The sequence below is a fragment of the Paenibacillus cellulosilyticus genome (assembly GCF_003182255.1).
Classification (GTDB): domain Bacteria; phylum Bacillota; class Bacilli; order Paenibacillales; family Paenibacillaceae; genus Paenibacillus_T; species Paenibacillus_T cellulosilyticus.
Genome location: NZ_QGTQ01000007.1, coordinates 46000 through 71074, shown reverse-complemented (window position 1 = coordinate 71074; position 25075 = coordinate 46000). Strand labels below are relative to the sequence as shown.

The 25075-nt window shown below is 50.8% G+C and carries 18 protein-coding genes and 1 other RNA gene; 4 read left to right on the top strand and 15 right to left on the bottom strand.

From position 1 onward, the window contains the following. Nucleotides 1-20 precede the first annotated feature (20 nt). The 5 genes from DFQ01_RS11720 to DFQ01_RS11700 all read right to left on the bottom strand — a co-directional run bounded on the left by DFQ01_RS11720 (nucleotide 21) and on the right by DFQ01_RS11700 (nucleotide 4035). The gene (locus DFQ01_RS11720; RefSeq protein WP_110044074.1) at nucleotides 21-842 is read right to left on the bottom strand and encodes a carbohydrate ABC transporter permease; all 822 of its coding nucleotides are present in this window, start codon (nucleotides 840-842) and stop codon (nucleotides 21-23) included. 15 nt (nucleotides 843-857) lie between these two features. Beyond that, on the bottom strand, nucleotides 858-1757 hold the full coding sequence (locus DFQ01_RS11715; protein ID WP_110044073.1) for a carbohydrate ABC transporter permease: 900 nt from the start codon (nucleotides 1755-1757) through the stop codon (nucleotides 858-860). A gap of 67 nt (nucleotides 1758-1824) precedes the next feature. Continuing rightward, nucleotides 1825-3141 carry an ABC transporter substrate-binding protein gene (locus DFQ01_RS11710; protein ID WP_245946635.1) on the bottom strand — a complete coding sequence of 439 codons (1317 nt, stop codon included), beginning with the start codon at nucleotides 3139-3141 and terminating at the stop codon, nucleotides 1825-1827. Between the two features lie 392 nt (nucleotides 3142-3533). Continuing rightward, nucleotides 3534-3746 carry a cold-shock protein gene (locus DFQ01_RS11705; protein ID WP_110044072.1) on the bottom strand — a complete coding sequence of 71 codons (213 nt, stop codon included), beginning with the start codon at nucleotides 3744-3746 and terminating at the stop codon, nucleotides 3534-3536. Between the two features lie 88 nt (nucleotides 3747-3834). Beyond that, nucleotides 3835-4035: a cold-shock protein gene (locus DFQ01_RS11700; RefSeq protein ID WP_110044071.1), complete on the bottom strand. Its 201-nt coding sequence runs from the start codon at nucleotides 4033-4035 to the stop codon at nucleotides 3835-3837. A 653-nt stretch (nucleotides 4036-4688) separates the two neighbouring features. On the opposite strand from DFQ01_RS11700, the gene DFQ01_RS11690 reads away from it, so the two are divergent. After that, nucleotides 4689-6230, top strand: coding sequence for a pectinesterase family protein (locus DFQ01_RS11690; RefSeq protein ID WP_245946634.1), 1542 nt, complete (start codon nucleotides 4689-4691; stop codon nucleotides 6228-6230). 109 nt (nucleotides 6231-6339) lie between these two features. Here DFQ01_RS11690 and DFQ01_RS11685 read toward each other — a convergent pair whose 3' ends face one another. Together DFQ01_RS11685 and DFQ01_RS11680 are read right to left on the bottom strand one after the other, a co-directional pair. Then, a complete protein-coding gene (locus tag DFQ01_RS11685) occupies nucleotides 6340-7314 on the bottom strand; it encodes an aldo/keto reductase (protein ID WP_110044070.1) in 975 nt (324 codons plus the stop codon). A gap of 31 nt (nucleotides 7315-7345) precedes the next feature. Continuing rightward, nucleotides 7346-10048, bottom strand: coding sequence for a UxaA family hydrolase (locus DFQ01_RS11680; RefSeq protein WP_110044069.1), 2703 nt, complete (start codon nucleotides 10046-10048; stop codon nucleotides 7346-7348). Nucleotides 10049-10241: 193 nt separating this feature from the next. Between DFQ01_RS11680 and DFQ01_RS11675 the strand changes: the two genes are divergently transcribed. Beyond that, the gene (locus DFQ01_RS11675; RefSeq protein WP_110044068.1) at nucleotides 10242-10871 is read left to right on the top strand and encodes a YfbR-like 5'-deoxynucleotidase; all 630 of its coding nucleotides are present in this window, start codon (nucleotides 10242-10244) and stop codon (nucleotides 10869-10871) included. 173 nt (nucleotides 10872-11044) lie between these two features. Here the strand turns inward: DFQ01_RS11675 and DFQ01_RS11670 are convergent, their stop codons facing one another. From DFQ01_RS11670 to ssrA, 4 genes are all read right to left on the bottom strand, one after another. Then, nucleotides 11045-11581: a DoxX family protein gene (locus tag DFQ01_RS11670; protein WP_110044067.1), complete on the bottom strand. Its 537-nt coding sequence runs from the start codon at nucleotides 11579-11581 to the stop codon at nucleotides 11045-11047. A 379-nt stretch (nucleotides 11582-11960) separates the two neighbouring features. Further along, nucleotides 11961-12374, bottom strand: a complete 414-nt coding sequence (locus DFQ01_RS11665; RefSeq protein WP_110044066.1) for an Ig-like domain-containing domain — start codon at nucleotides 12372-12374, stop codon at nucleotides 11961-11963. 186 nt (nucleotides 12375-12560) lie between these two features. Then, the gene (locus tag DFQ01_RS11660) at nucleotides 12561-13199 is read right to left on the bottom strand and encodes a copper amine oxidase N-terminal domain-containing protein (RefSeq protein ID WP_174812481.1); all 639 of its coding nucleotides are present in this window, start codon (nucleotides 13197-13199) and stop codon (nucleotides 12561-12563) included. 281 nt (nucleotides 13200-13480) lie between these two features. Beyond that, nucleotides 13481-13844, bottom strand: a transfer-messenger RNA (tmRNA) gene (ssrA, locus tag DFQ01_RS11655). 387 nt (nucleotides 13845-14231) lie between these two features. Between ssrA and DFQ01_RS11650 the strand changes: the two genes are divergently transcribed. Then, the gene (locus DFQ01_RS11650) at nucleotides 14232-15596 is read left to right on the top strand and encodes an SEC-C metal-binding domain-containing protein (protein WP_110044064.1); all 1365 of its coding nucleotides are present in this window, start codon (nucleotides 14232-14234) and stop codon (nucleotides 15594-15596) included. Nucleotides 15597-15696: 100 nt separating this feature from the next. Here DFQ01_RS11650 and DFQ01_RS11645 read toward each other — a convergent pair whose 3' ends face one another. The 3 genes from DFQ01_RS11645 to rnr all read right to left on the bottom strand — a co-directional run bounded on the left by DFQ01_RS11645 (nucleotide 15697) and on the right by rnr (nucleotide 20107). Next, the gene (locus DFQ01_RS11645) at nucleotides 15697-15897 is read right to left on the bottom strand and encodes a hypothetical protein (protein ID WP_245946633.1); all 201 of its coding nucleotides are present in this window, start codon (nucleotides 15895-15897) and stop codon (nucleotides 15697-15699) included. A 170-nt stretch (nucleotides 15898-16067) separates the two neighbouring features. Further along, nucleotides 16068-16553: an SsrA-binding protein SmpB gene (smpB, locus tag DFQ01_RS11640; protein ID WP_110044063.1), complete on the bottom strand. Its 486-nt coding sequence runs from the start codon at nucleotides 16551-16553 to the stop codon at nucleotides 16068-16070. A 527-nt stretch (nucleotides 16554-17080) separates the two neighbouring features. Beyond that, nucleotides 17081-20107, bottom strand: a complete 3027-nt coding sequence (gene rnr, locus DFQ01_RS11635; RefSeq protein ID WP_110044062.1) for a ribonuclease R — start codon at nucleotides 20105-20107, stop codon at nucleotides 17081-17083. 532 nt (nucleotides 20108-20639) lie between these two features. Between rnr and DFQ01_RS11625 the strand changes: the two genes are divergently transcribed. Next, on the top strand, nucleotides 20640-23255 hold the full coding sequence (locus DFQ01_RS11625; protein ID WP_425452389.1) for a rhamnogalacturonan lyase family protein: 2616 nt from the start codon (nucleotides 20640-20642) through the stop codon (nucleotides 23253-23255). A 200-nt stretch (nucleotides 23256-23455) separates the two neighbouring features. On the opposite strand, the gene DFQ01_RS11620 is transcribed toward DFQ01_RS11625, so the two are convergent. Then, a complete protein-coding gene (locus tag DFQ01_RS11620) occupies nucleotides 23456-24916 on the bottom strand; it encodes an MFS transporter (protein ID WP_110044059.1) in 1461 nt (486 codons plus the stop codon). Nucleotides 24917-25075 lie beyond the last annotated feature (159 nt).

Genomic DNA, 25075 nt, shown 5'->3' with positions numbered 1-25075 from the left:
CCTTCCTCTCACTACAATCATTAGCTTTTCATACCCGTTAGAGCAATCCCCTCTATGAAAAAACGCTGCAACAGCAAGAAAAGAACGACAAGCGGCAATAACGCCATAAAGGCTGCCGCCATCATCAGCGGGTATTCAGTCGAGAATTCACCAACGAAGCTAGCCACCGCCAATGACAACACGCGCATCTCATCCGAATTCGTCAGGATGAGCGGCCAAATGAAGTCGTTCCAAGACGCGATCAGAACGAAGATGGCCAGCGCCGTAAGACCGGAACGAGACAAGGGTAAATACAAACTCCAATAAATTCGGAAGTAAGAGCTGCCGTCAATCTGCGCTGCCTCACCCAGCTCCCGGGGAATAGATAGGAAAAACTGACGAAGCAGAAAAATCCCAAACGCGCTCGCAAGCCCCGGAACAATAAGAGCGTTATACGAGTCCAGCCATCCGAATTCCTTCATCAATACAAATGTAGGAATGATGACGATCTGGCTTGGCACCATCATATTGGAAAGGATTATAAAAAACAATGTATTCTTACCTGGGAAGGACATCGTAGCAAACGCAAATGCCGCAAGTGAGCAGAAGAATAACTGCCCTACTGTCTTGGACAGCGCCACTGCGATTGTATTGAAATAATAACGAATATAGTCGGTCTTTACGAACACCTCAACAAAGTTTGACCACTGGATAACATCAGGCAATAGCTTCGGAGGCGTCAGCATGGACTCCTCGAACGTCTTCAGCGCAGTATCAAACATCCATAAGAACGGAACAAACATGAGGAATGCACCCGCGATCAATACAATATGGAGCGTGATCTTACTTGCCATTCGGCTCATCTTGTCGCCTCCTTTCTATTGATAGTGAACCCATTTCTTCTGAAGCGCAAACTGTACAAGTGTGAAGATTAAAATAGCAGTGAACAGTACGACTGCCTGAGCCGATGCATAACCCATTCGGAATAAAACAAATCCTTGATCATAAATCGTATACACGATCGAACGGGTCGAATTGAGCAGCATTGGATTCGGTCCCGAAGTTCCTGTCGTACCGCCTGTCATAACGAAAACAAGGTCGAACAGCTGCAGACTGTTTATCAAAGCAATTAGTAGGACAAAAAACAAGCTTGGCGTCAGCAGCGGCAGTGTGATACGGAATAACTGATACCACTTCGACGCTCCATCCATTTCAGCAGCTTCGTAATAAGTTGCGGAGATACCCTGCAGACCCGCAATTAAAATAATCATATAGTATCCCACCGTCGACCAAATCGATACGATGACGATAGACAACATGGTCATCGACGGATCGGACAGCCAGTTCGGCTGCGGCAGATGAAGCAGCCCCAATACATAATTGACAGGTCCAAACTCCGCATTAAGCAGCCATTTCCAGATGAGTCCCACAGCTGTAGACATCGTAACCACAGGAACAAAATAAAGGGTACGGTAAACCGACTTTCCCCTTATTCGCTGATTCAGCAGGATCGAAGCTATTGTCGCTAGTCCAATCGATACCGGCACACTAATTGAAGTAAAATAAACAGTGTTTCGAATCGACTGGATAAATTCCTTGTCATGAACCAGCGCTTTAAAATTATCTAAACCTACGAAGTCAGGCTTTGTTAAACCATTCCATTCCGTGAAAGACAACACCATGGATGCAATTGCCGGAAACAAGTGGAACAAGGACAGCCCGATCAGCGCGGGCGCGATGAACAGATACGCCCATCTCATTTCTAGTTTACGTTTCATCTGCTCACCAACCTGATCAGAAACCGAAGGGACATCGATGCTCCTTCGGCTCCTTCAAATTTCATTGCTATTTATCTTTACTCAATATTTCGTTCATCTGTTGTGCCGCCGTGGTCATCGCCTCTTTCACCGGAACGGCCCCGGTCAATGCTTCCGTAATGGAGGCTGCCATTACCTTTTGCCATTCGGACGTATTCTGCGACACCGGATAAGCTACCGCATCTGGGAGTGATACGACGAATGCTTTCATGTCCAACGATGGAATCGACTGCGCCCACAGATCAACGTAATCGGTATAAGCCGGGAAGTTAATGGCATTTTTCGCAAGAAGCTCCTGACCCGCTTTACCTGTCAGCAGATTCAATAGCTCCCACGCCTCTTGCTGGTGCTTGGACTGCTTATTAATAACCCAACTGGAGCCGTGAACATAGAAGCCGCTCTGCTCTCCTTTTGGAAGAACCGTTACCCCTAACTTGTCACCGAGCAGCTTCTGTAGATTAAAGGCGTCGAATGAGCCACCCGGATACATGGCCGCGTTGCCCGAGCCGAAGATTTGCAGCGCCTCCGTCTCCAATTGCTGCTGTGCTGAAGGGGAAATGCCCTGATCCATCAAATCCTTCATGAATTGAATCGCATTGATCGTACCTTCAGAATCAAGTCCCGACGTCTTCTTATCGGCACTAATCACACTGCCGCCAGCTTGATGGATGAGTGGGTAATAGCCAACTTGGTCTGCATTTACCGCAATATACCCGTATTGTTTAGCTTCCTTGTTGGTTAATAGCGCTGCTTTCTCCTTCAGCGTCTCCCACGTCCAGCTTTCATCCGGATAAGGAACGCCTGCTTTATCGAACAGCTCCTTGTTATAGTACAGTCCAAGCGAACCGAGGTAGAACGGAATGCCATAAGCATGTCCATCCAGCTTGTACAGTTCATTGATGCCTTGCGGATAGACAGAGGTGTCAACTCCGTCTTTCTCAATGAGCGGTTGCAGGTCGGAAAGCAAGCCGAGCGAAGCGAATTTATTGAAGTTTGGTCCATTCATCATGAACAGATCAGGGCCCTTACCACCGACGAGACTCGCTTGCGTTTTGGTCCAATAATCCTTGACTGGCGTTACCGTAACTTGCACATCTGCCTCGGGATGATCCTGCTTATAAATCTCAATGACTTGATTGACGGTATCCTTCAGTTTCTCGTCCCAGATGGCTAGGTTCAGCACAAATTTCTCTTTGCTGCCCGTGTTCTCTTGGATTGCTTGCGTACTTGCCGATTCCGACTGATTCTTCTGTTCCTCATCGTTACTGCTGCCCGTCCCTCCGCATCCCGCCAGAATCACGCTGAGCATAGAAACCAGGAATACGATTGCTAGTGTCTTCTTCACTTTCATTCCCTCCATTAAGGTTCAGTTTCTTCAAGATCAGCCTCCAGCGGTCTGGTCAGCAAGGTTTGTTTTTGTTCGTAATAATGTTTCAGTTTATAAAATCAATAAAGAAACATTATTTCATTTTGGGTTAAAAAAATAGAAACACTCGCTTAATGAGTTTTATTCTATTCACACTTTACCAACCTGTCAAGTGTGAATTAATCGAGACCAATCATCCCTATATTAGCTATTCCGCCAACCACAGGTATCAATGGCGACGATAAAAAAAGGATGACTCCTGTTCAATACAGGAATCATCTCTTGTCGGCTGCCTAACAACCTTATTATCTAAGTGCCTGACATGGGGGCCCGTTCACTGTTTATTTTAGGAGCAATTCTCCCCTTATTGTTCACAGCTTAATCTGGATAGGGCTAGTGTTTGCGACCACTGCCAGCATTTTTTCGCCTTTGACCATTTCGGATTGGCATAGAGAGCATACGGGAGCGACGGAGAACACAAAGTTATCTCTCATCCATCCGTGACAGTTTTCTTCTGTACAAGACCATATGGCGGTTGATACTTTGGGGATATCCTCAAGCGGTCTTTTTCGAGAATAATACAATTGTGCATCCCTCTTTCTCTCCTTGAAATAGATGTAGCGATAAAAAATGCCCCAAACGAAATTTTCGTTCGGGGCTTGAGATTCTAACCTACAGTTTTACAACATTCTCGGCTTGTGGTCCGCGGTTGCCTTGCGTGATATTAAATTCAACGCGTTGGCCTTCATCCAAAGATTTAAAGCCATCGCCAGTAATTGCGCTGAAATGCACGAAGACATCGCTTCCGCCCTCTACTTCAATAAAACCGAAACCTTTTTCTGCATTGAACCATTTAACTGTACCTTGTACCAAATGAATTACCACCTTTTTTATCGTCACATGACCTTCTTATTCAAAAAGAAATAAAAAATTCACATATCATACAAGGTTACAGTCTGAATGAAATAACCCTCTACGCTATGTGAATTCAGTCACGAGTTTTATATATCCATCATATCACGAATCACCTTAAATCGCTAATATGCCTACAAACCTGATCCTTAACAGTAAGCTTGTCCTTAATTTATTCTAGAGCGCATCATTCGCTGCCCAGGTAAATTCAAATTCCAGGAGCATAGGGTTTCGGCTCATTCTTACCAATGGATCAGATCTACGAGGCTTTCGCTGAGCTGCAACGAGGGAATACGTAGTTGCTTACAAGAATTGAGATGGACAACCAAGGTCGCAAGGAATAATATGGTATTTAATAACGATTTTGACAGAATCGTCACTTTACCTTCCTTTGTTGTCGCCTCCCGGCGTGATCGGACGCTTAGTTGAGTATGACTTGCTCCAACAATCAGGACGTTTGTAAACGGTTTCACGCCTTGCGAATGAAAGGAGGTGAGATACAGGCTTTATGCGATGCAGCTTGTTATAGAACAATGAGTAAAGGAGAGCGATTCGTAAAACTTCATTGCAGACGGACAAACAATAAGAAGCCTATCTAAGGAGGAATTCATGTGATGAGAAAAAGGAAAATGTTCGGAGCAACCACGGTACTTATTGCCGCCATGCTCGGGGTGTTTCCCGCTGCAAGCGCACAGGCCGCTACTTCCCTTACAGACACGAATTTCAATGGCACCTCCGCCGGCTCCCAGCCTTCGGGCTTTACGATTTCAGAGGCAGGCGGAACGGTGCGGGCGGCTAACGTGCCGAGTTCTTCGAACCGGAGCGTATTTTTAAATGATACGAGCACAACTGCCTATTCCAGCTTGAAAAAAACATTCACCGTCCAAACGGGCAAGATCGATGCGGAGTTCAAATTTATGCAGCCGTCGCTTGTGAACAGCACGAAAATATTCCGCCTGCTCAGCGGGACGACCGCAGCTGTCTCGATTGAGAGCTACGGCGGCAACATTTCGTACCGCAATGCCGACAGCACTTACGTGACGCTCGTCAGCAGCTACTCGGCCAACGTCTGGTACAGCATTCGCATCGTCGCTGATCCGTCGACCGACAAAGCGGATGTGTATGTCAATGGGGTGAAAAAGGCGAGCGGCGTTGCCTTCTACACGACCGTCTCCAATCTGGACGGTTTTGAATCCTATACGCCGAATTCGACGGCAGGCTCGCATTATTTGGATGATATTCTGATCAAGGACGTGCCTACTGCTATCCCGTCAGGGGCACTTGTCGTCAGCGCGAGCGGCGGCACAGGTGTATACACCACAATACAGGCAGCCATCGATGCGATTCCAGCCAACAATACGACGCCGAAGACGATTTATGTGAAGAACGGCACTTATAATGAGAAGCTGACATTTCCTGCGAACAAGCCCTATATAACGCTCATTGGTGAAAGCGCAGCCGGAACGATCCTTTCCTGCGCAGATACAGCTAGCTCGGCGGGCAGCACAACGAATAGCTCGTGCACGTTTGTACGAGGGAGCGATTTTACGGCTCAAGATATTACGTTCCGCAATACTGCAGGAGCCTCGGCAGGACAGGCTGTCGCATTGTACGTATCCGGTGATCGTGCAGCTTTCCGCAATGTGAGAGTCCTCGGCAACCAGGATTCACTTTATGCAAACAACGGCCGGCAGTATTACCGCGATTCGTACATTGAAGGAACCGTCGATTATATTTTTGGCGGAGCGACGGCTGTGTTCGAGAGCTGCGAAATTAAGAGTTTAGGCGGGGGCTATGTAACAGCGGCATCGACAGCGCAATCGACAGCTTATGGCTACGTGTTTATTACGTCCAGCTTGACCCGTTCCGGCTCGCTGGATGATACAACTGCACTTGGCCGTCCGTGGCAGCCGTACAGTTCTGTTACCTACTTGTATACGTCAATGGACACGCACATTAAGCCAGCTGGCTGGGACAATTGGGGCAATACAGCTAATGAAAGCACCGCCCGCTATTCCGAATACGGCAACACAGGAGCAGGTGCTGCGACGTCAAGCCGGGTTAGCTGGGCGCACCAACTGACCGCTTCGCAAGCGGCGGCGATCAACACGCAAGAGGTTCTGGCTGGTAGCGACAACTGGGATCCGGCACATTAATACCTGTTGTTATTGCAATATGTATCCCTTTATTGCATTGTAAATAAACCAAAGGCACCTCCTATTATTGGAGGTGCCTTTAGTCTCTATCGCTACTGCTGCTTAAACCTTACTCGGCAGGGTTAAATCGCGTTGCTTCCGGATCGGTTGTATCATAGCCGAAAGCGTCAAGCGCCGGCCATAACTCAGCAGGAATCGGATAGTTCGCGAGCTCGATTGTCTGCGCTACCCGTTCCGGTTTGGTCATGCCGATAACGGTGCTCGCAATTCGCGGATCTCGAAGGGAAAACTGAAGCGCCGCAGCCGCCAGAGGCACATCATACTCCTGGCAAACCTTCGCGAACGCCCGCGCTCGTTCGATAACGATTGGCGGAGCTTCGCTATAGGCATACCGGGCGTATGCATCCGGACCTTTAGCCAATATGCCGCTGCCGTAAGGAGCGCCGTTAACGACCGCAACTCCCATGCGACTCGCGATTTCAAGCAATGGCTCGGCACATCGATTGAGCAGCGTATAGCGATTGTGAGTCTCTACAGCGCTGAACGCTCCCGTCTCTACATATCGAATCAGCATATCAATCGGTCCGCCAGAAATACCAATGTTATCGATAACTCTTTGGTCCTGAAAACTCCGCAATACTTCCAAAGCGCCCCCGGGTCCCATGATGTTCTCAAAGGTGGTGTGTTCAGGATCGTGAATGTACACGTATTGCAGACGATCAAGGCCTAAGCGTTCGAGACTTCCTTCGATCGAACGTTTGATCTGCTCGCCGCTGAAGTCGCCGGTCGTCAAGTCGCGGTCAGCTTTAGTCGCCAATACGTAACCTGCCGGAAGTCCGCCGTTTGCTTGAATGGCTTTGCCGATCCGTCGCTCGCTCTCGCCATTGCCATATGCTGCAGCCGTATCCAAGAAGTTAATCGAGCTCTCGAAAGCGGTACGCAGCGTGGTCAAGGCCTGTTCTTCCGGCACACCATATTGAAAGGTTTCCGGCATATCGCCAAGCGGAGCGGCTCCAATGCATAGCGGCGTTACGAGCAGGCCAGTACTGCCAAGCGGTCGTTTCGATAATAAATGGTTCGACATCGTGTGGTCCTCGCTTTCACTAGTATCTAAATTATAACGATACGCCCAAGAAGCCGCGCGTCATTTGGAAATCGATATTACCTTTCTGATAGAGACGCGGCACATACGTGTGCTCCAGAATCTGCTTGCTGCGCTCCAGAATTTGACTCACCCATAAGTCCGGGCTGCCCGAGAGTACCAAATCGATATCTTCCTGATGTTTCCGCAGCACCGCTTGCTCTGCTGTCATTTGCAGCATCGGTACGAACGGATGCGTCTGCATCGGACGGTTGCCGACCAGCGCAATCACTAATTCCACGCCTGTAGCGGCGAGTCCCGTAATCGTCTCCACCCAATGCGTTGTAGGCGTCTCCATAATGTGGAGGCCGTTGCGGCGAACATGTTCCCCATAGGCAATGGACGGCCGAACTTGCGAATCTATAAATAGATGTTGGCCGAATGCAGCCGCGGCAAGCAATCCGCTGTTCTCAGGAACGACAACCACGCCACCTGCGCCAACAATCATCTTAGTCAGCTGTGCCAACTGCTCACCGGCTTCGTCGGTAATGGCGCCGTCGCTTACGATCCCAATACGTAGTCCTTCCAGACCGACCGTGACCTTCTCTGCAGGCTCACCTGCTGCCAATCGATCGGCAAACCAAGCTTCGACCTTCTCGCTCACCTTGGCGATTCCTCCGTCTAGCTGAATGCTGGCATAACCGAGGCGGCTTGCATCGACGCCATGGACTTCCATCTGATGACGCATATAGTCGTTGTGCGTTTTCTCGCAGCCATGCTCCAGCAGCAAGCAATGCTCGACCATCGGATGCGTGATATAACCGATCATCGTACGGGCAAATAGCGATTCGGCAGGTCCTCCCGATGTACCGCAGCCCTCCGTGTGTGCCAATGTAACAAAGCGCGAGAGATCCGACTGCCCTGCTCCTTGCTTGTTCAGACGCTGCGTGATCATATTGGCTACCTGTCCGGCACATAGACTCGTCGGTACAATCAAGCCGATATTGTCGCTGGACTGCCGATCGCGATGCCGAGTAAAAGCAAATGCAATCGGGTTAGCCGTCGTAACCGCATCATCCTGAATTTCAATCGGCGCTCCTGTCGGTACGGGAGCATGCAGCAAGGTTTCCAGCTGGCCCGCATCGTTCTGCTGCCAGTTGCGCCAAATTTGTACTTGGGCATGGCCTGCCTTCTCGCCCACGCTTCGCTGACCGGAAGCAATTTCAATCGCAAGATCGAATACCTCTTGGCCCAGCTCATCCATCGACTTGCCTTCCAGGTATTGTCCCGCATTCACATCCATATCATTCGACAGCAATTCGAAGCGACGAGTCGTAGTGACTACTTTAACCGTCGGCACGTACGGGAAATTAGTGATCGAACCGTTACCCGTCGTAAAGAAGATCATATTGCAGCCTGCGGCCACCTGACCGGCGATGCTCTCCAGGTCATTGCCGGGACTGTCCATGAAATAGTAGCCGCCGTCCTTCATGAGCTCCCCATATTCGGTTGCATAGTCAATCCGCGTTACAGGGTCTTTCTTCATGGCTGCGCCTATCGATTTCAGATAGATGTTGTACAAACCGCGATACATGTTACCGCCGGATGGGTTACCTTCCGCGCTAGTGCCGTGCCACGACGTGCGTTCCTTAAACCGGTCTACAAGCTCAAGGAATTTGCGCGCGGTTTCCACATTGCGTACTTTCGAGAGGATATAAGGCTCCGCGCCGATCAATTCATCGGTCTCAGCAAGACTAGCCGCACCGCCGTATCGCACCAATTGTTCCGACACCCAGCCGAGCAGCGGATTCGCGGATACGCCGGAGAATGCATCCGAACCGCCGCACTGCAATCCGATTCGCAAGTGACGAATGGATTCTGGCGTCCGCTGCATCGCATTAACGATTGGCAGCCACTCCCGAACTAACGCTTCACCTTTAACTAACTCCTCGTCGAAGCTGTCCGTGAGCGACACGAACTTATGGAGCACATCATCGATTGGGTAGCCGTTCTCGCGCGCATAAGCCTCCACCATCTTGTTCGTGACCGATTCATTGCCATAATCGGCAACCAATACCGCACCGACGTTAGGGTTAGCGATAAACCCAGCTAGCGTCCGAAGAAGCAATTCCGTGTTATTCGGCTTCTCCGTGCCGCCTTCCGTATGCGCAGCAGGAACAATCCCGTCGATATTCGCATAGTTCTTGCATTCATCTTGCAGTCGAGCGGCAAGCTTCTTCACATAGCTGCCCGTGTGCGAAGTGGTGCCAAGCAGTACAACGTAGTTCCGGGTACCAACCCCGCGATCCGCATGGCGGCGATACCCCATAAATGTGCGCGTCTCCGTATACACTGGCGATGCCGGAGCCGGCTGGAAGTTCTCCTCGTCAAGGACATATGGATGAACTTGATCCGCAAAATTGGGCACAGGCGGCAACGCGAATGCCAGATTACGCACACTGAGCGCTTGCAGCACGGTTTCGTTGATCACATAGTGGCCGGGCTCAATCGGCTTAAGTGCCGCGCCGAAAGGCAATTGCCACGAAAGCAGCTCTTCGCCTGGAGCAATTGCTTTCACCGCAAATCGATGGCCTTCCATAACCGTATAATCCAAAGTGAAGGACTGGCCCTCAAACTGAATAACGGTCCCGGAGTCCAATTGGCGAATCGCAACAGCGCAGTTATCCCCTGGCAAGGGCAGTCTGGCCACTTCTTCAAATTGATAAACAACGTTCATTTATCATTGGCTCCTTTGTTGTGAATTTGCAATTCATAAACTCCTGTAATTATCATAACACCTATTCGGCACGATGTGTCCGAGAATTATAGGGATCACTTCCCTGTTCGTGTTAATCGCCTATTAACAAATCAAATTTATACTAAACGTATCACAACAAACCATCTCTTTTTCACAGAAAGGAATCCACAACATGGGTATCCATACGTATTTTCAATCGCTAACCGATTTAGAGCGTATTATTCGCTGCCCAGGTAAATTCAAATTCCAGGAGCACAGCGTTTCGGCGCATTCTTGGAAGGTCATTCAATACGCAAAGACGTTGGCCGATATCGAAGAAAGCAACGGAGTTGTCGTGAATTGGAAAAAGCTATACGAAATCACAAGCAGTCATGATTACGGCGAAATTTTTATCGGAGATATCAAGACGCCCGTGAAGCACTATTCGCTGGAACTCCGCGCCATGCTGCAAAAAGTAGAAGAGGGAATGGTCGAGCATTTCATCGAAGAGCATATTCCTGAGGACTTCAAGCACATCTTCCGCAGACAACTGCGCGAAGGAAAAGACGATTCGGTGGAAGGGCAAATATTAGAAGTTGCCGATAAAATGGATCAAATCTACGAGGCCTTCGCAGAGCTGCAACGCGGGAATACGGAAAAAGAATTTATCGTGATGTACCGAAATGCCCTTATCAAAATAAAAGGAATCAAACTTCATTGCGTAGAGTACTTTATGCGTAATATTTTACCCGACTTAGTTCGCGAAGGATCCAGATCTCCCATTGATATCGAAAAGATTACGAATGAAGCGTTGGCTGCCTAGCTTTGTTTCCCTTCGTTCCAAGCCTGTCCCCCTGCTCCGTACTCGACCGCAAAGCTATGTCCCCCTTAACTCAAAACATCGTTCCCTCTCTACTAGTTCCGGCTCATAAAAATGAACGAACCCCATCGTATGAATCGCACGAGGAGGTTCGTTTTTCGCTTGAGGCGATTTAGTTAGTGAGCATTTGCGGTGCCGGCAGGAGTCAATGTTTCGTTTCCATCAGGTTTGTTATGCTTGAATGCTTTACGCAATATCGGCATCAGGTAGTAATCCAATCCATAGCGTCCTGCGTTGGTGCCTGCAAAGAGTACGATTCCTCCTAGAAGAACAAGCCATGGGTTCGTGTTGAGCGTTCCGGCGAACATGAACATGAAGTTCATTAAGAGTCCGAAGAAGGCTGCCGCTGCCGTCAATCCCCCGAGAATCAATCCGGCGCCCACGAGGAATTCGCCGATCGGAATGATGTAGTTAAAGAGCTTTACGTTTGGCATCGCGAAGTGCTCGATGAAGTATACAAAGTTCGGATAAACCAATTCATTAGTCGTTTTATCGGCTATCGGGTTATCGATTGCGTTTCTCAGGAATCCCGCGGCATCGAATCCGCCCGTCAATTTGTGCCAGCCCCCTTCGATCCATTGATAACCGAGGTAGACACGAACGAAGATCATAAGAATTGCAACGTATTTATTAGTTCTTAGCCATGCTAACATGACAATCATCTCCGATTTCTATTGTGAATTTTTTCACGTATTATTTTAAAAAGATATCTAAGCTTCCCTCTTACTCGATAAACTAGGGTTCACAGAAAGACAAGATCGCTTGAACCAGGATAACCTTCGAATGTGGTTGTTCATGATACTCTCTTCCTTTCTTCTTGTTGCTATGTATTGCTTTCTCCTTGCACCTTTAATATAGCATACTCTGACGGATATGAATGTGAAAAAAATCACAATTATGTGAACCCTCAAAAGGATCTCAAGAAGAATCAGTAATCCGTACAGTTGATAAATCCATCATTCACGGGGGGATTGAACTTGGACCCGTAAGACGAACACTTGAATAAGCAACCTCTTACGGGTCTTTGTTTCATTATTTCGTTGTAAATTCAAGCGTAAATCCATGATTGATATTTCCTACATCATCTCGAAACTCACCATCTCCAATGATGAGTTGATACTTCTGTCCTGATTCAATGACTTCATCTAAAGCATTCATGAGATCATAATCAGGGAAGTATATGAGCTTATTCCCCTTTATTTCAGCTGTCATTCCCACATGACCATCTTCCGATTCAATTGGCGCGTTCGCTTTAAATAGCATTGTATCGAGATTATTAGTAGTTGGTTTTATTTTTCTGCCAAAATCAATTTCTATTCCTTTCTGCAAATCAACCCCTGCAGCGCCATTCATAGGGGATAGGTGTATGGCTGTAAACTCACCAACCTTGTAATTAAAAACCGTTGTTCCTGTATCCAGAATGGGGATAAATCCCAATTCCTTCAAGTGTTCTACAAGAATTCGTACAATGAAGCCCTCTGCGAAGTAAAAGCTCTGATTTATAAACAGCCAGAACCCCGATCTCTTGCGGTCGGGGTTAATGATGGTGGGGGCGAAGCGTGGCTGTGTAAAACCACAACTCGCAGGACTGTTTGACCCCTCACAATGGAGAAGGTATCCTTTATTAGATGCCTATCTTACTAAGGATTTGAATGAAGTCATTATCCAATCATTCCCCTTCTTAGTCATCTCAGTTATAATTTCGTTTCTATTGTTACCCCACGAATCATAAAAAGAAGCTGTATATTGAGTATAGCTACTATTCCACTGAATCTCCTTATCCATGAGACCATGCAGGTTAATAAGGAATTTATTCCATTCTCTCTTCTGGGTACCGTGCATCTCATCAAGCGCTTTTGTAGCAAACTTTATTGCTTGTTCATCTGTTAATGGATAAGCCCGAACTTCAATGTGCTCAGAAGTTCCTGTCATAGTAGATTTATTCCATTTAATATAATCGTTCGGATAGAAGAAGTTACTCAAAGCTTTAAATTGAACATGCACTTTCCCACTGATCAGCAATGCTCCATTACCCACAGTAGCAGTTAAAGTTTTTCCATCTTTAGTTAGTGAAGCAGTATTAGTTTCCTGATTCCAGCTTACTTCTGCGCCAAGCTTCTCTCCTGTTATACGGAGAGGAGCATATAATCTCCCCTCAGAAAGGATACCCTTTAAACTTATTGTAGCGACATCATCATTTGCAGCATATGAACTCCCTGGACCAACCATTAAAGCAGCACTTATTAAACCTACTAATACTATTTTCTTCATTTTAACCCCCAATATTTTTGCCATTAAAGTGAAAGTTTAATTATTTTAAAAATATTAACGTCTATTCGTACACAATGTAAGTGAGAAAATTCTAACTTAATGACGCTTCAGGAGGCAAAACAGCTGTTCGCGTCATAGTAGCAGAGAGCTTCTCTCCTAGTCAAAGTTCGTTCATTCAATGCCCCCGCACCGCGCTTCCGTGTCCGGTCAATCTTTTTCAAAGAACTGCCCTGCTTCCAAAACAGCAAAAATCCACTACCTCATGCGGTAGTGGATTTACATGGTGGAGGCGAGGGGATTTGAACCCCTGTCCAGAGACAACGCCACACAGGCTTCTACGGGTGTAGTCACGGTATTGATGTCACCCGAGCGTCGTCCCGTAACCGACTACGCGTTGGGTCAGCCTGATTATCTTCTTCCGTCGACCCCAGGCGGAGACCGAACGGCGTATCCCACTACTTGTTAGCCCCTAGTCTAGTCACATGGGCGATGCTAGGTAGGAGCACGCTCACAGGTTATTAAGCTGCGAAAGCGTAAGTTTGTTGTTGTTTGCCATTTAATTGGCTTTAGCGTTGATGAAGCGGACGCTCCCCACTACCCGCGACCCATGCTCGAACTATCCCCGTCGAATCCATAAACGCCCCCAAAATATCGGCATAATCGGATCGTCACTTAAGCGAACCGTTAGCCCTGCAGGCGACTCGAATGGGTTGGCACATTGCTGCGCCTTCATCCAGAGCACGAATGCTTACTACTTGTCTTGCTGGTGAACTCAGTATAACATGTCTTCCACGTCGAATGTCTAGTTGGTTGCTGGCAGCAATAACGACTACCAACCAGTCTGTCCAATTATGCGTGTTAGAGTTTAATTGTAGCAATTCAGCTTGCGGAAAGCAAGCTATTGACGCTCGTCCTATGCGACACCGGAACCCTTAAGCTGATCTCGAGCAATTGAATTACTTCTATTGAGGGCACAGTTGCAAAGATCACCTATTAAAGCAATAATGAAAACAAATAAACACGGAGGTTCATATGCAAAAATTAGGAAGGAACGACTCTTGCCATTGCGGCAGCGGCTTGAAATATAAAAAATGCTGTTTAAACAAGGATGAGGATTTTCGAGTTACCCGGCTTGTCGCTTCACAGCCTCTATCTCTGACCGATACGATTGATCATGAGATGGAGTGGCCGAATGAGCTGCATCGATTGATTGCTCATCATTTTCTTAACCATACGATTGACGTTTATAAACAGGAACAAATCGCAGGCCTTATTCTGGCTTGGAATAGGTTCGCGAGCGACACCCAGCCGGTCTCGAAGAAGCTTGGCGTATACCCCGCGGCACTGGAATATGTTCTCTGTCTGATTTTCGCGCATCCCACAACCCAAAGCGAGCTCGCCAAGAAGTACGATGTTTCTGTTGCAACATTATCTCAACGAGCTAACCAGCTCTTCGATTACATCGAGGAGCATGACGATTTATCTAACGAGCTAGCCGCACGGCAGCTATCGGTTCCAGACGGCTCAAATTCGTCTATCGTGATGGAGCAGGAGATGGCTCGTCTACACGCTCTTCTTGATCAGCAAAATTTCAACTCCATTGATGAAATCAATGATTTCCTTGCGCACAATATGAACAACAAGCCCGTAAGAGGCAAGAAGGCTAACAAGGAGGAGCAGGCCTCCGAGCTCCTGTACGCAGCCTGGAATGAGCCGAACCCGCATCGCAAAATGCAGCTCGCCCAAGAAGCTCTTCAGCTCGACCCTCAAAGCGGTGACGCTTACAACATCCTTGCCGAGGGCGCAGCATCTCCTAAAGAAATGGCCTACTTTTACAAGCAAGGGATGCTCGTGGAAGAGAAGCGCTTAGGACAGGCCTGCTTCAAGGAGAACAAAGGACACTTCTGGATGTACCCGCCGACCAGGCCATATATGAGAGCTAAGAAAGGGTATGCGGAGATCTGCGCTCAATTAGATAAAATGCCCGAAGCGATTCAACATTATCGCGAGCTGCTCGAGCTTAATCCGAACGATAATCAAGGAGTTCGCGATCTGCTCCTCCCTGCTTACATTGAGACAAAGGATTGGCATGCCGCAGAGCAGCTCATTCGCCAATATGATGAGGACGGCAGTGCCTCCTTCAAATACGCCCGTGTAATAGTCGAGTACGGGATAAATGGACGATCCCCTAAGCTGCAATCGCTAATTAAGACAGCGGTCGAGCATAATCCTTTCGTCCCAACCTATTTGAAAGGGAAGAAACGGCTCCCTCGCACCATGCCTGATTACATGGGTTACGGCGATGACCGCGAGGCCATCGTCTATGCGCTGCTAAATCGTCATCTATGGCTGACTCATCCTGAATTGCTGCAGCTTCTTCCTGAGCAAAGAAAATAGTGCTGCTGCAGTGAATTGCGGACAAGCAACAGCTACTTGCAAGTGCGCAAGAAATAAACAAGCAGCTCAAGCTGAACAATCAGCGAGAGCTGCTTATCCATTAGATTTGTTCATACCATCGCAGCAATTCACGCATTTCATCCTGCGGTTGCGCATATTCCGCTTCCTCTTGCTTTATTTTCATACAATGAGCGGTCGTCTCTTCAGTCGTGCACGCGTGCGCCCGTTCGCAAGTATAACAGAATTGAACCAGATACTTCGTCGTCAGTTGGTCTTGGTCCTCTTTGTTTATGTTCATCATGAGTGATCACTCCTTGCGTCCCCTTGTTATGATTTAATTGTAATATAACGATTCAGCATTGTATGTGATTAATTTCACAATATTTACGCCATTTATGTCTCATACAAAAACCCTCCAGCAGACAGCGATTCAATCGCGTCTCTGGAGGGTTCTATCATTTCTATATTCGATTACCGTGCGACCTTCTGCTTCTCGCGCAGCGCCCGTTGTATGTCACGCTGAGCGTCGCGTTTGGCTGCCGTATCGCGTTTATCGTAGTTCTTCTTACCTTTGCCAAGACCGATCAGCAGCTTAGCATAACCGTTGCGCACATAAATCTTCAGCGGCACAATCGTGTAGCCTTCTTGCTTGGACAGCCCGAGCAGCTTATGAATCTGCACCTTGTGCAGCAGCAGCTTGCGCGCGCGTGTCGGATCGGTTGGGTTATATCGATTGCCCTGTTCAAAAGGGCTGATGTGCATGTTATTCACGAACATCTCGCCGTTGCGAATCGTCGCAAATGCGTCGTTAATGTTCGCCCGACCGTTGCGGACCGACTTGATCTCCGTACCTGTCAGCACGATGCCCGCTTCATACGTCTCCTCGATGAAGTAGTCATGCGATGCTTTTTTGTTCTGAGCAAGCGGCTTGTTTTCTTGATTTTTCTTCGGAGCCATACGCCTTCACCTTCTCCTCGTCTGAAACGTGTTCATCGCCCAATGGGCCAGTTAGACATTATTAGACATTAATTGTAGCAACATTCGGTTACCAATTCAAGGTGTAGTAAGCCAAGCTGCCAGCCACCGCATAATCGCCTGCCCGCAAGGACATACCAATATAGCTGAAGAACAACCACCAAGAGGAGGCATCACATCATCATGTCACGCAGAGACCAGAAAAACTCCCGTAGAGACAGCGCCAAGAAGCAGCAAGGCCACGGCAGTCAGAATACTCATTCCAAAACCGGCGATACAAAAGATTCAACCGGCGACTAACGCCAGCAGCCTGAATAGACAAATGCAGCAACATATAGCTTAAACTGCAGCCTCTCGCGAATCGATGGATGGACGTCCCGATTCGCCTGAGGCTTTGCGCATTTATGTACACCGCTCAGTTCCATTCGGGTTCGGCTGTGCAAAATAAGAAGGGCATGCAGCTTTCCACCATTTCGGCTGACAGCTGTATGCCCTTCTTTATCTAATGCTTATTTTCGATTCTTTCTTACGAAAGCAGCCGTTGCGTTACCGCCGCCGCCTTTTTTCTTCTTGCGCGGCTTACCGCCGCCACCTGGGTTACCACCCTCGCTGCCACTAGACAGACGGCTGCCACCGCCACCGTTGCCAGCGTTCATGCTGCCGCCCTGACCCGGACGCTTACGGCCGCTGGATGAGCGTCCGCCTTGTGCGCCAAATCCGCCACCGCCGCCTGGCGCTCCGCCTGATCGGCGATTGCCGCCGCTGCGTCGACCGTTGCCCGGCTGGTAGGTGCCATCGTCGCGCTCGCCGCCGTCATCTCGGCGTGGATTATTGCTTGTCGGAACCGGCAAGCCCCACATATCAAGCTTTGGCTTGCGCTCCTTACGTGGTGGGCGCGTGCTCCATACCGCACCTGCATCATGATCGATTGGTGCGTCGAACACTTCATTGCCTGCTGGCGCTTCCGTGCGGAGCGCTGCTCCGCCCTGCTCGCCGCCGTCGCCTCTACGGCCGCGACGTCCGCGGCCCGCTCCGCCGCTCACGGCTTCGCCTGCGCCCCACGTGCCGCGCTCGCCCGCGCCCAGCGCGTACTCGCCGCCGCCGCTTCGGCCGCCGCGCCGTCCGCGGCCTGCTCCTCCGCTCGCCGCTTCGCCAGCGCCATGCGCACCGCCGCGTCCGCCTGCGCTCGGCGCACCGCCGCCCGCTCCGCGCTTGCCGCGTCCCGGGCCGCCGCCTTGCGCGCCGCCACCGCCGCGTGCCGCCGGGCCGCGCCCTGGCCGCTCATCGCGGCCAAATCCGCCGCGTGCGCGCTTCGCCGCCGCACCGCTGCGTCCGCCATTGCCGCCGAAGTCGGCGAAGCCGCGGAAACCGCCGCTGCTGCGCGGCTTCATGTCGACCATCTCGAAGTCGATGGTCAGCTCATCCATGTTCACATCCGCGATGCGGATCTTCACTTCATCACCGATCCGGTATACCTTCGACGTCCGTTCCCCGATCAGCACCATGTGCAGCTCGTGGAAATGATAATAATCATCCGTCAGCTGGCTGAGTCGGATCAAGCCGTCAACCGTATTGTCCAGCTCCACGAACATACCAAAGCTCGTGATACTGCTGACGATGCCGTCGAACTCCTCGCCGACCTTATCGAGCATGTACTCGCACTTCTTCAGCTTGTCGGTATCCCGCTCCGCATCTACAGCGACGCGCTCTCGCTCCGACGACTGCTGAGCGATGTCCTGCATGCGTGGAGCCAGCGCTTCCACCCTCTCCTCCGGCATCGCCCCGCCGTTCTCGAGCACCTCGCGCATAACGCGGTGAATGACAAGGTCCGGATAACGCCGGATTGGCGACGTGAAGTGGGAGTAGAACTCCGCCGCAAGCCCGAAGTGACCCAAGCATTCCGCATCGTATTTCGCCTGCTTCATCGAGCGAAGCATCATCGTCGAGATGACCGTCTGCTCCTTCGTGCCTTGAATCTCCTCCAGCAGCGTCTGCAGGGCACGCGGATGAACCGAATTCCCTTTGCCTTTGACTACATAGCCGAAGTTCGAAACGATCTGCATGAAGTGCAGCAGCTTCTCACCGTCTGGATCTTCGTGGATCCGGTACAGGAACGGTACGCGCAGCCAGTGGAAATGCTCCGCGACCGTCTCGTTCGCCGCCAACATGAACTCCTCAATGATCATCTCTGCGATTGAGCGTTCACGCTTCACGATATCCACCGGTTTACCCTCTGAATCCACGATAACCTTCGACTCTTGGAAGTCGAAGTCGATCGCGCCGCGCTTCATCCGTTTGCGGCGAAGCTTCATCGCCAGCTCTTCCATCAGCGAGAACATGTCCAGCAGCCCCGCATAGCGTTCCTTGAGCTCCAGCTCCGGCTCTTCTTCCGTTGCCGTCAGAATACGCTTCACGTTCGTATACGTCATCCGTTCCGTCGTCCGGATTACGCTCGTGAACACCTCATGACGCACCCGCTTCATCGTGTTCGGATCAAATTCCATCTCGCACGACATCGTTAACCGATCTACCTGCGGGTTAAGCGAGCAAATGCCGTTCGACAGCCGATGCGGCAGCATCGGAATAACGCGGTCTACAAGGTAGACGCTGCAGCCGCGACGGTACGCTTCTTGATCAAGCGCCGAGCGCTCGCGTACATAGTAGCCAACGTCTGCAATATGAACGCCCAGCTTATAGTTGCCGTTCTCCAGACGTACGACATGGACCGCATCGTCCAAGTCCTTCGCATCTTCACCGTCGATCGTGACGATCGTCTCATTCCGCAGATCGCGGCGACCTTGCTTCACGATCTCTTCCTCGGTAATCGAATCCGGCGCTGCTTCCGCTTCCGCCATCACATCGTCCGGGAACCCTTCCGGTAATTGATGCTTGCGGATAATCGACAGAATATCGACGCCCGGATCATCCTTATGACCGAGCACCTCGATAACCTCGCCTTGCGCTGCAGCGCGTCCTTCTGGATAGGCGGTAATGCGCACGACGACCTTTTGCCCCGAGACCGCACCACCGAACTGCCCTCTAGGGACGAAAATATCGCGGTTAATCCGCTTGTCGTCCGGCAGTACGAACCCGTACGCCTCATGGTTGTCGAATGTGCCGACTACCTGCGTCACGGCGCGCGTCACAACGCGGACAACCTCGCCCTCCATACGTCCGCCGCCTTCGCTCTGGGACGTGATTCGAACGAGCACGATATCGCCATTCATCGCACTCTTCAGATCGTTCGCATGCAAATATACATCCGGCTGATCCTTCTCCTCCGGAATGAGGAAAGCGAATCCCTTCGCATGCGCCTGCACGCGGCCGCGCACGAGATTCATCCGTTCAATTACACCGTAGCGATCATTGCGCGTACGGACAATTTGGCCCGACTCTTCGAGCTCATTCAGCAGCTTGAGGAATGCGCGGAAATCCGACGCATCTTCGATTCCGAAGTGCTGCTCCAACTCCTGATAGGTCATCGGCTTATATGCCGTTTCTTTCATAAAATCAAGCAAGTCCTGCTCTAAGCTCATGATTCCTCCGCCCCCGACTCTACACTACCGGGTCCCTTGTAGTTCGACAAATAAGGATATATTTTCATATACCATTCAGTATACACGAAACAGCCGTCCTTCATCCGCTTCCTGATGAAAAATAGCGCCGTCTCCCCTCTCTTCTGCCGCACTGCTGAACCGTTCGACCCATGATTTATTGTATTCGCAGCCAGCCGATCTTGTCCGAGGCCTTTCGACTTACGCATTCGATTGATTTTCGAAACTAATTTCGCTCATTAATCTCTAACGTTCTATACGTCTTTCGCTCACGCTCTTTGCATTGATCGAAATATTAATAGGTGAACAATTCGAACGCTGCGAAGCATACCGCAATTGCTCCTGCAGCCCTCTATTTACGCGGCTCATCCACCCTTACAATAAAAATGTAAGCGTTATCCAGCTGCCCCCTCAGCTGAGAACTCGCTAATCCATTACTGTAAGGAGGACTATTATGTTTCGCTCTATGAGCACGACTTGGCACAAGCCGATGCGCAAGCTGATGACCGCGGCAATGGCCGCATTGATCGCCCTTCCGCTGCTTCCGCAGCACCCTGATTCCGCCTATGCCGCATCAGCGCGGCAAATGGAGTTTCTTAACCGCGGGCTAGTCGCTGTCAAAGTCAGCAACGGCGTCTACTTAAGCTGGCGCCTGCTCGGCACGGAAGCCGCCTCCACCAGTTTCAACGTTTACCGCAACGGCACCTTGATTACCTCAACACCGATCACGAATAGTACGAACTACGTCGATACAGCGGGCACAGCCAGCAACACCTACACCGTCGCAGCCGTGGTTAATAGTGCAGTGCAAGCACAATCCACCTCGGCTTCCGTGTGGAGTAACAATTACAAGGACATCCCGATTCAAAAGCCTGCCGGAGGCACGACGCCGGACGGCGTCAGCTACACGTACAGCGCGAACGACGCGAGCGTCGGCGACTTGGACGGCGATGGCGATTACGAAATTGTACTCAAATGGGACCCGTCCAATTCCAAGGACAATTCGCAATCCGGCTATACGGGCAACGTGTATCTCGATGCCTATGAACTGGATGGCACGCGGCTGTGGCGCATCGATCTTGGCAAAAACATTCGCGCTGGCGCACACTATACGCAATTCCTCGTCTATGATCTCGACGGTGACGGCAAAGCCGAAGTTGTCTGCAAGACAGCAGACGGAACGACGGACGGCACAGGCACGGTTATCGGCAGCTCGACGGCTGATTATCGCAACTCCAGCGGTTACGTTCTGAGCGGATCGGAGTACCTCACCGTGTTCGCAGGCAGCAATGGTAAAATCCTCAACACATCCAGTTACGAGCCCGCACGCGGAACAGTCTCCAGCTGGGGAGACAGCTATGGCAACCGGGTTGACCGCTTCCTCGCAGGCGTCGCCTACCTCGATGGCGTTCGTCCAAGCTTCATTATGGCACGCGGCTATTACACACGAACTGTTCTTGTCGCATATGACTGGCGCGATGGCACGCTGACGAAGCGCTGGACGTTCGATTCGAGCACTTCAGGCAACAGCTCCTACGCCGGCCAGGGCAACCATCAGCTGAGTATCGCGGATGTTGACAGCGATGGCAAAGATGAAATTATTTATGGCGCAATGGCACTTAATGACGACGGTTCTAAGCAGTATACGACGGGCCTTGGCCATGGTGATGCGCTGCATGTCGGAGATTTGAACCCGGATCGTCCAGGGCTCGAAGTATTCGATGTTCACGAGAGCACCAGTGCGACTTATGGGGCGGAAGTGCATGATGCGGCAACAGGCGAGATTTTGTGGGGGCAATATACAGGCACGGATACCGGCCGAGGCTTGTCTGCGGATATCGATCCACGCTATAAAGGCGAGGAACAGTGGGCGTCCGGCGTCGGCGTTCACTCCGTCACGGGCACAACCATTACATCCTCCACGCCTTCGATAAACTTCGCGATCTGGTGGGACGGCGATCTGCTGCGCGAGCTGCTTGACCATACGTACGACTCCAGCATCAGCGCTGGTGTTGGCAAGATCGATAAGTGGGATTACACGAACAGCAAATCCACGAACCTACTGACGGCAACAGGCACGCTTTCCAACAACACGACAAAGGGTACGCCAAGCCTGCAAGCGGACCTGCTCGGCGATTGGCGCGAGGAAGTCATCTGGCGCACAACGGACAGCAGTGCGCTTCGCCTCTACACGACGACTGCCGTTACGACATACAAGCTGCCTACGCTGATGCATGACGCCGTCTATCGTCTTGGCGTAGCATGGCAGAACGTCGCATACAACCAACCGCCGCATACGAGCTTCTACTTAGGCGATAGTATGGCGACACCAGCGCAGCCGAACATTTACACGGTCGGCGGAACGACAACACCCGTTGTGACCGTCCCTGGCTCCTTCACAGTAACCGGTACAGCAGGAACCGCACAGGCGACGCTGTCGTGGACAGCATCCTCTGATGCCGTGTCTTATAAGGTGCAGCGCTCGACGTCCAGCAGCAGCGGCTTCGCTGATCTAAGCGGAAGTTTAACGGCATTAACGTACACGGATACGACAGCGGCAGGTGGCACGACTTACTACTACCGTGTTGTTGCGACCAATACGTCAGGCACTACTACGTCGAATACAGTCTCCGTCACCCCTACTTCGGCTTCTACTGGCGGCGGTACGACGACGGGTCTTGCGGTCCAATATCGCCCTAACGACACGGATACAGCCAACAGCTCGGCAGCACCACAGTTCATGATTACGAACAGCGGAACAAGCGCCGTAGACATGAGCACGCTGAAGGTGCGCTACTACTTCACGAAGGACAATGCAACGGCCTTCAACTTCTTCTGCGACTGGGCGCAAATCGGCAGCGACAACGTCCAAGCACAATTCGTCTCCATGCCGACGGCAACAGCAACAGCCGATACGTATCTCGAATTGACGTTCAAGTCGGGAGCTGGCTCCATCGCCGCAGGCGGCAACAGCGGTCAGATTCAAACCCGCTTCAGCAAGACCGACTGGTCCAACTTCTCCGAGTCGAATGACTACTCGTTCAGCACGGCGAGCACCAGCTTCGTCAATAACAGCAAGGTTACGCTCTACGTCAACGGAACGCTCGCTTGGGGCGTCGAACCGTCCTAATAAGCAGCAGGAAGGGCCTGATCAACGTCAATCGACGCGGATCAGGCCCTTCCTGCTGCTCAGCGGCGCTATCCCTTTAGTATAGCTAGCTGCTCAATAAGCTCGGTTTCTTCTTCTCTCAAACTTCTCAAGCTTGTTTCAAGCTCCTTGATTTTTGAGAAACAATTTGCTGAAGACGAACTTCTAGCTGTTGAATACAGCTACTGTGACACATCCACCGTTCCACGTCTGCTTCCCTGCCCTGCACGCAGCATGGACAGAACCGTTGCGAACAACATAAGAACAGCCATGAACCAGAACACTTCATGCAAACCTGTAATGAACGGCTTCAACTCATCGGCCGATTCGCCCATACCGACCTGTGTACCGGAGAAAATAGCCAGCATCGCTTCATGCGGAATGCTGTGCGTAATGATCGGCATCGAGAAGGCGATGCTCAGCATCATGCCGACATTCGTTGTCAGCGAGCGAATGCCCGAAGCTTCGCCGCGGAATTTTGGCCCCGCAGCATTCATCAGGCTGCTTGAGTTCGGCGAGTTGAACAGGCCCGAGCCGATGCTGATCAACGTCATCCACAGTCCCATTTGCCAATAAGGCGTTGTGATGCCCGTATCGAGCGCCAGTCCGACCAGCCCCAGCATACTGATGAACAACCCTACAGTCGCTGGCATTGTCTCGCCGAAACGGTCGCCGAGCCAGCCTGCTACCGGCGAGAAAATCAGCATACCCGCTGCAAGCGGAATCGTCAGAATGCCCGCTTCCAATGCATCATACGACTGCGCACCTTGGAAGTAGAAGATGAGCATGAACATAACCGCCATACGCGCGATTGCATTCAGCGATGCGGAGAAGATACCGAGCGAGAAGATCCGATTGAAGAATAGCGGCAGATGCAGAATGGCCGCCGGGTGCTTTTTCTCAATCATCAAGAACACCGGGAAGCAGAGAACGAACACAATGCCAGATATCCATACGACCGGCGACGTCCAGCTCTGAATGGCCCCCCAGGTTAGCGCGATGAGCAGTCCCGTAACGGACAAGGAATACATGACGATACCGCCAAGATCGACCTTGCTGCTCTTAGCCTTCACCTTCTCGTCCTTCATCCCCATTGCCCACAAGCCCCACAGCACGGCGACGACACCGAACGGTACGTTGAACCAGAACGTCCACTGCCAGCCGTAATCGGTCGTGAGCCAACCGCCGAGCACTGGACCAATGATCTGACCGACAGCAACGACCATGATGTTGATACCAAGCGCGCGGCCCAGCTCCTCCTTCGGAAAAGCGTCGGCCACAATCGCCGTACTGTTCGCCATCACCATAGCGCCGCCGATGCCCTGTAGAATCCTTAAGATGATTAACCATGGCGCGTCCGCCGCGAAGCCTGAGATCAACGATACAATCGTAAACAGCACCATCCCCCAGATATACAACCGCTTGCGCCCGAACCGGTCTGCCAGACTGCCCGCCATCAGCACGACGACCGTCTGAGCCACCATGTACGAGAGCATGATCCACATCGCCTGCAGCAGCGTCGAATGGAGCCCTGTGATGAGATCCGGCAGTGCGATAATTAAGGTGCTGAAATTAAGTGCCGACAATAAAGAACCTAAACTCGTAACCGATAACACCCACCATTTGCGATTATGAGACGGCATGATGGTCCCTTCCTCCTCGAAATTGTCCGATTGGAAATAAATAGCTTACTCATTATAAACGATAACTTACGCTTACGTAATGTTATGTTATATAAATTTTTCCTGTTGAACGCCAAAAAGCCTCCCGCCTTTATTGTGTAGAATTAGGCATGAGGCTTG

Coding starts and splice junctions, on each gene's coding strand:
- DFQ01_RS11720 (WP_110044074.1), bottom strand. CDS start 842: ATGAGCCGAATGGCAAGTAAGATCACGCTCCATATTGTATTGATCGCG.
- DFQ01_RS11715 (WP_110044073.1), bottom strand. CDS start 1,757: ATGAAACGTAAACTAGAAATGAGATGGGCGTATCTGTTCATCGCGCCC.
- DFQ01_RS11690 (WP_245946634.1), top strand. CDS start 4,689: ATGAGAAAAAGGAAAATGTTCGGAGCAACCACGGTACTTATTGCCGCC.
- DFQ01_RS11685 (WP_110044070.1), bottom strand. CDS start 7,314: ATGTCGAACCATTTATTATCGAAACGACCGCTTGGCAGTACTGGCCTG.
- DFQ01_RS11680 (WP_110044069.1), bottom strand. CDS start 10,048: ATGAACGTTGTTTATCAATTTGAAGAAGTGGCCAGACTGCCCTTGCCA.
- DFQ01_RS11675 (WP_110044068.1), top strand. CDS start 10,242: ATGGGTATCCATACGTATTTTCAATCGCTAACCGATTTAGAGCGTATT.
- DFQ01_RS11670 (WP_110044067.1), bottom strand. CDS start 11,581: ATGTTAGCATGGCTAAGAACTAATAAATACGTTGCAATTCTTATGATC.
- DFQ01_RS11660 (WP_174812481.1), bottom strand. CDS start 13,199: ATGAAGAAAATAGTATTAGTAGGTTTAATAAGTGCTGCTTTAATGGTT.
- DFQ01_RS11650 (WP_110044064.1), top strand. CDS start 14,232: ATGCAAAAATTAGGAAGGAACGACTCTTGCCATTGCGGCAGCGGCTTG.
- DFQ01_RS11645 (WP_245946633.1), bottom strand. CDS start 15,897: ATGATGAACATAAACAAAGAGGACCAAGACCAACTGACGACGAAGTAT.
- smpB (WP_110044063.1), bottom strand. CDS start 16,553: ATGGCTCCGAAGAAAAATCAAGAAAACAAGCCGCTTGCTCAGAACAAA.
- rnr (WP_110044062.1), bottom strand. CDS start 20,107: ATGAGCTTAGAGCAGGACTTGCTTGATTTTATGAAAGAAACGGCATAT.
- DFQ01_RS11625 (WP_425452389.1), top strand. CDS start 20,640: ATGGCCGCATTGATCGCCCTTCCGCTGCTTCCGCAGCACCCTGATTCC.
- DFQ01_RS11620 (WP_110044059.1), bottom strand. CDS start 24,916: ATGCCGTCTCATAATCGCAAATGGTGGGTGTTATCGGTTACGAGTTTA.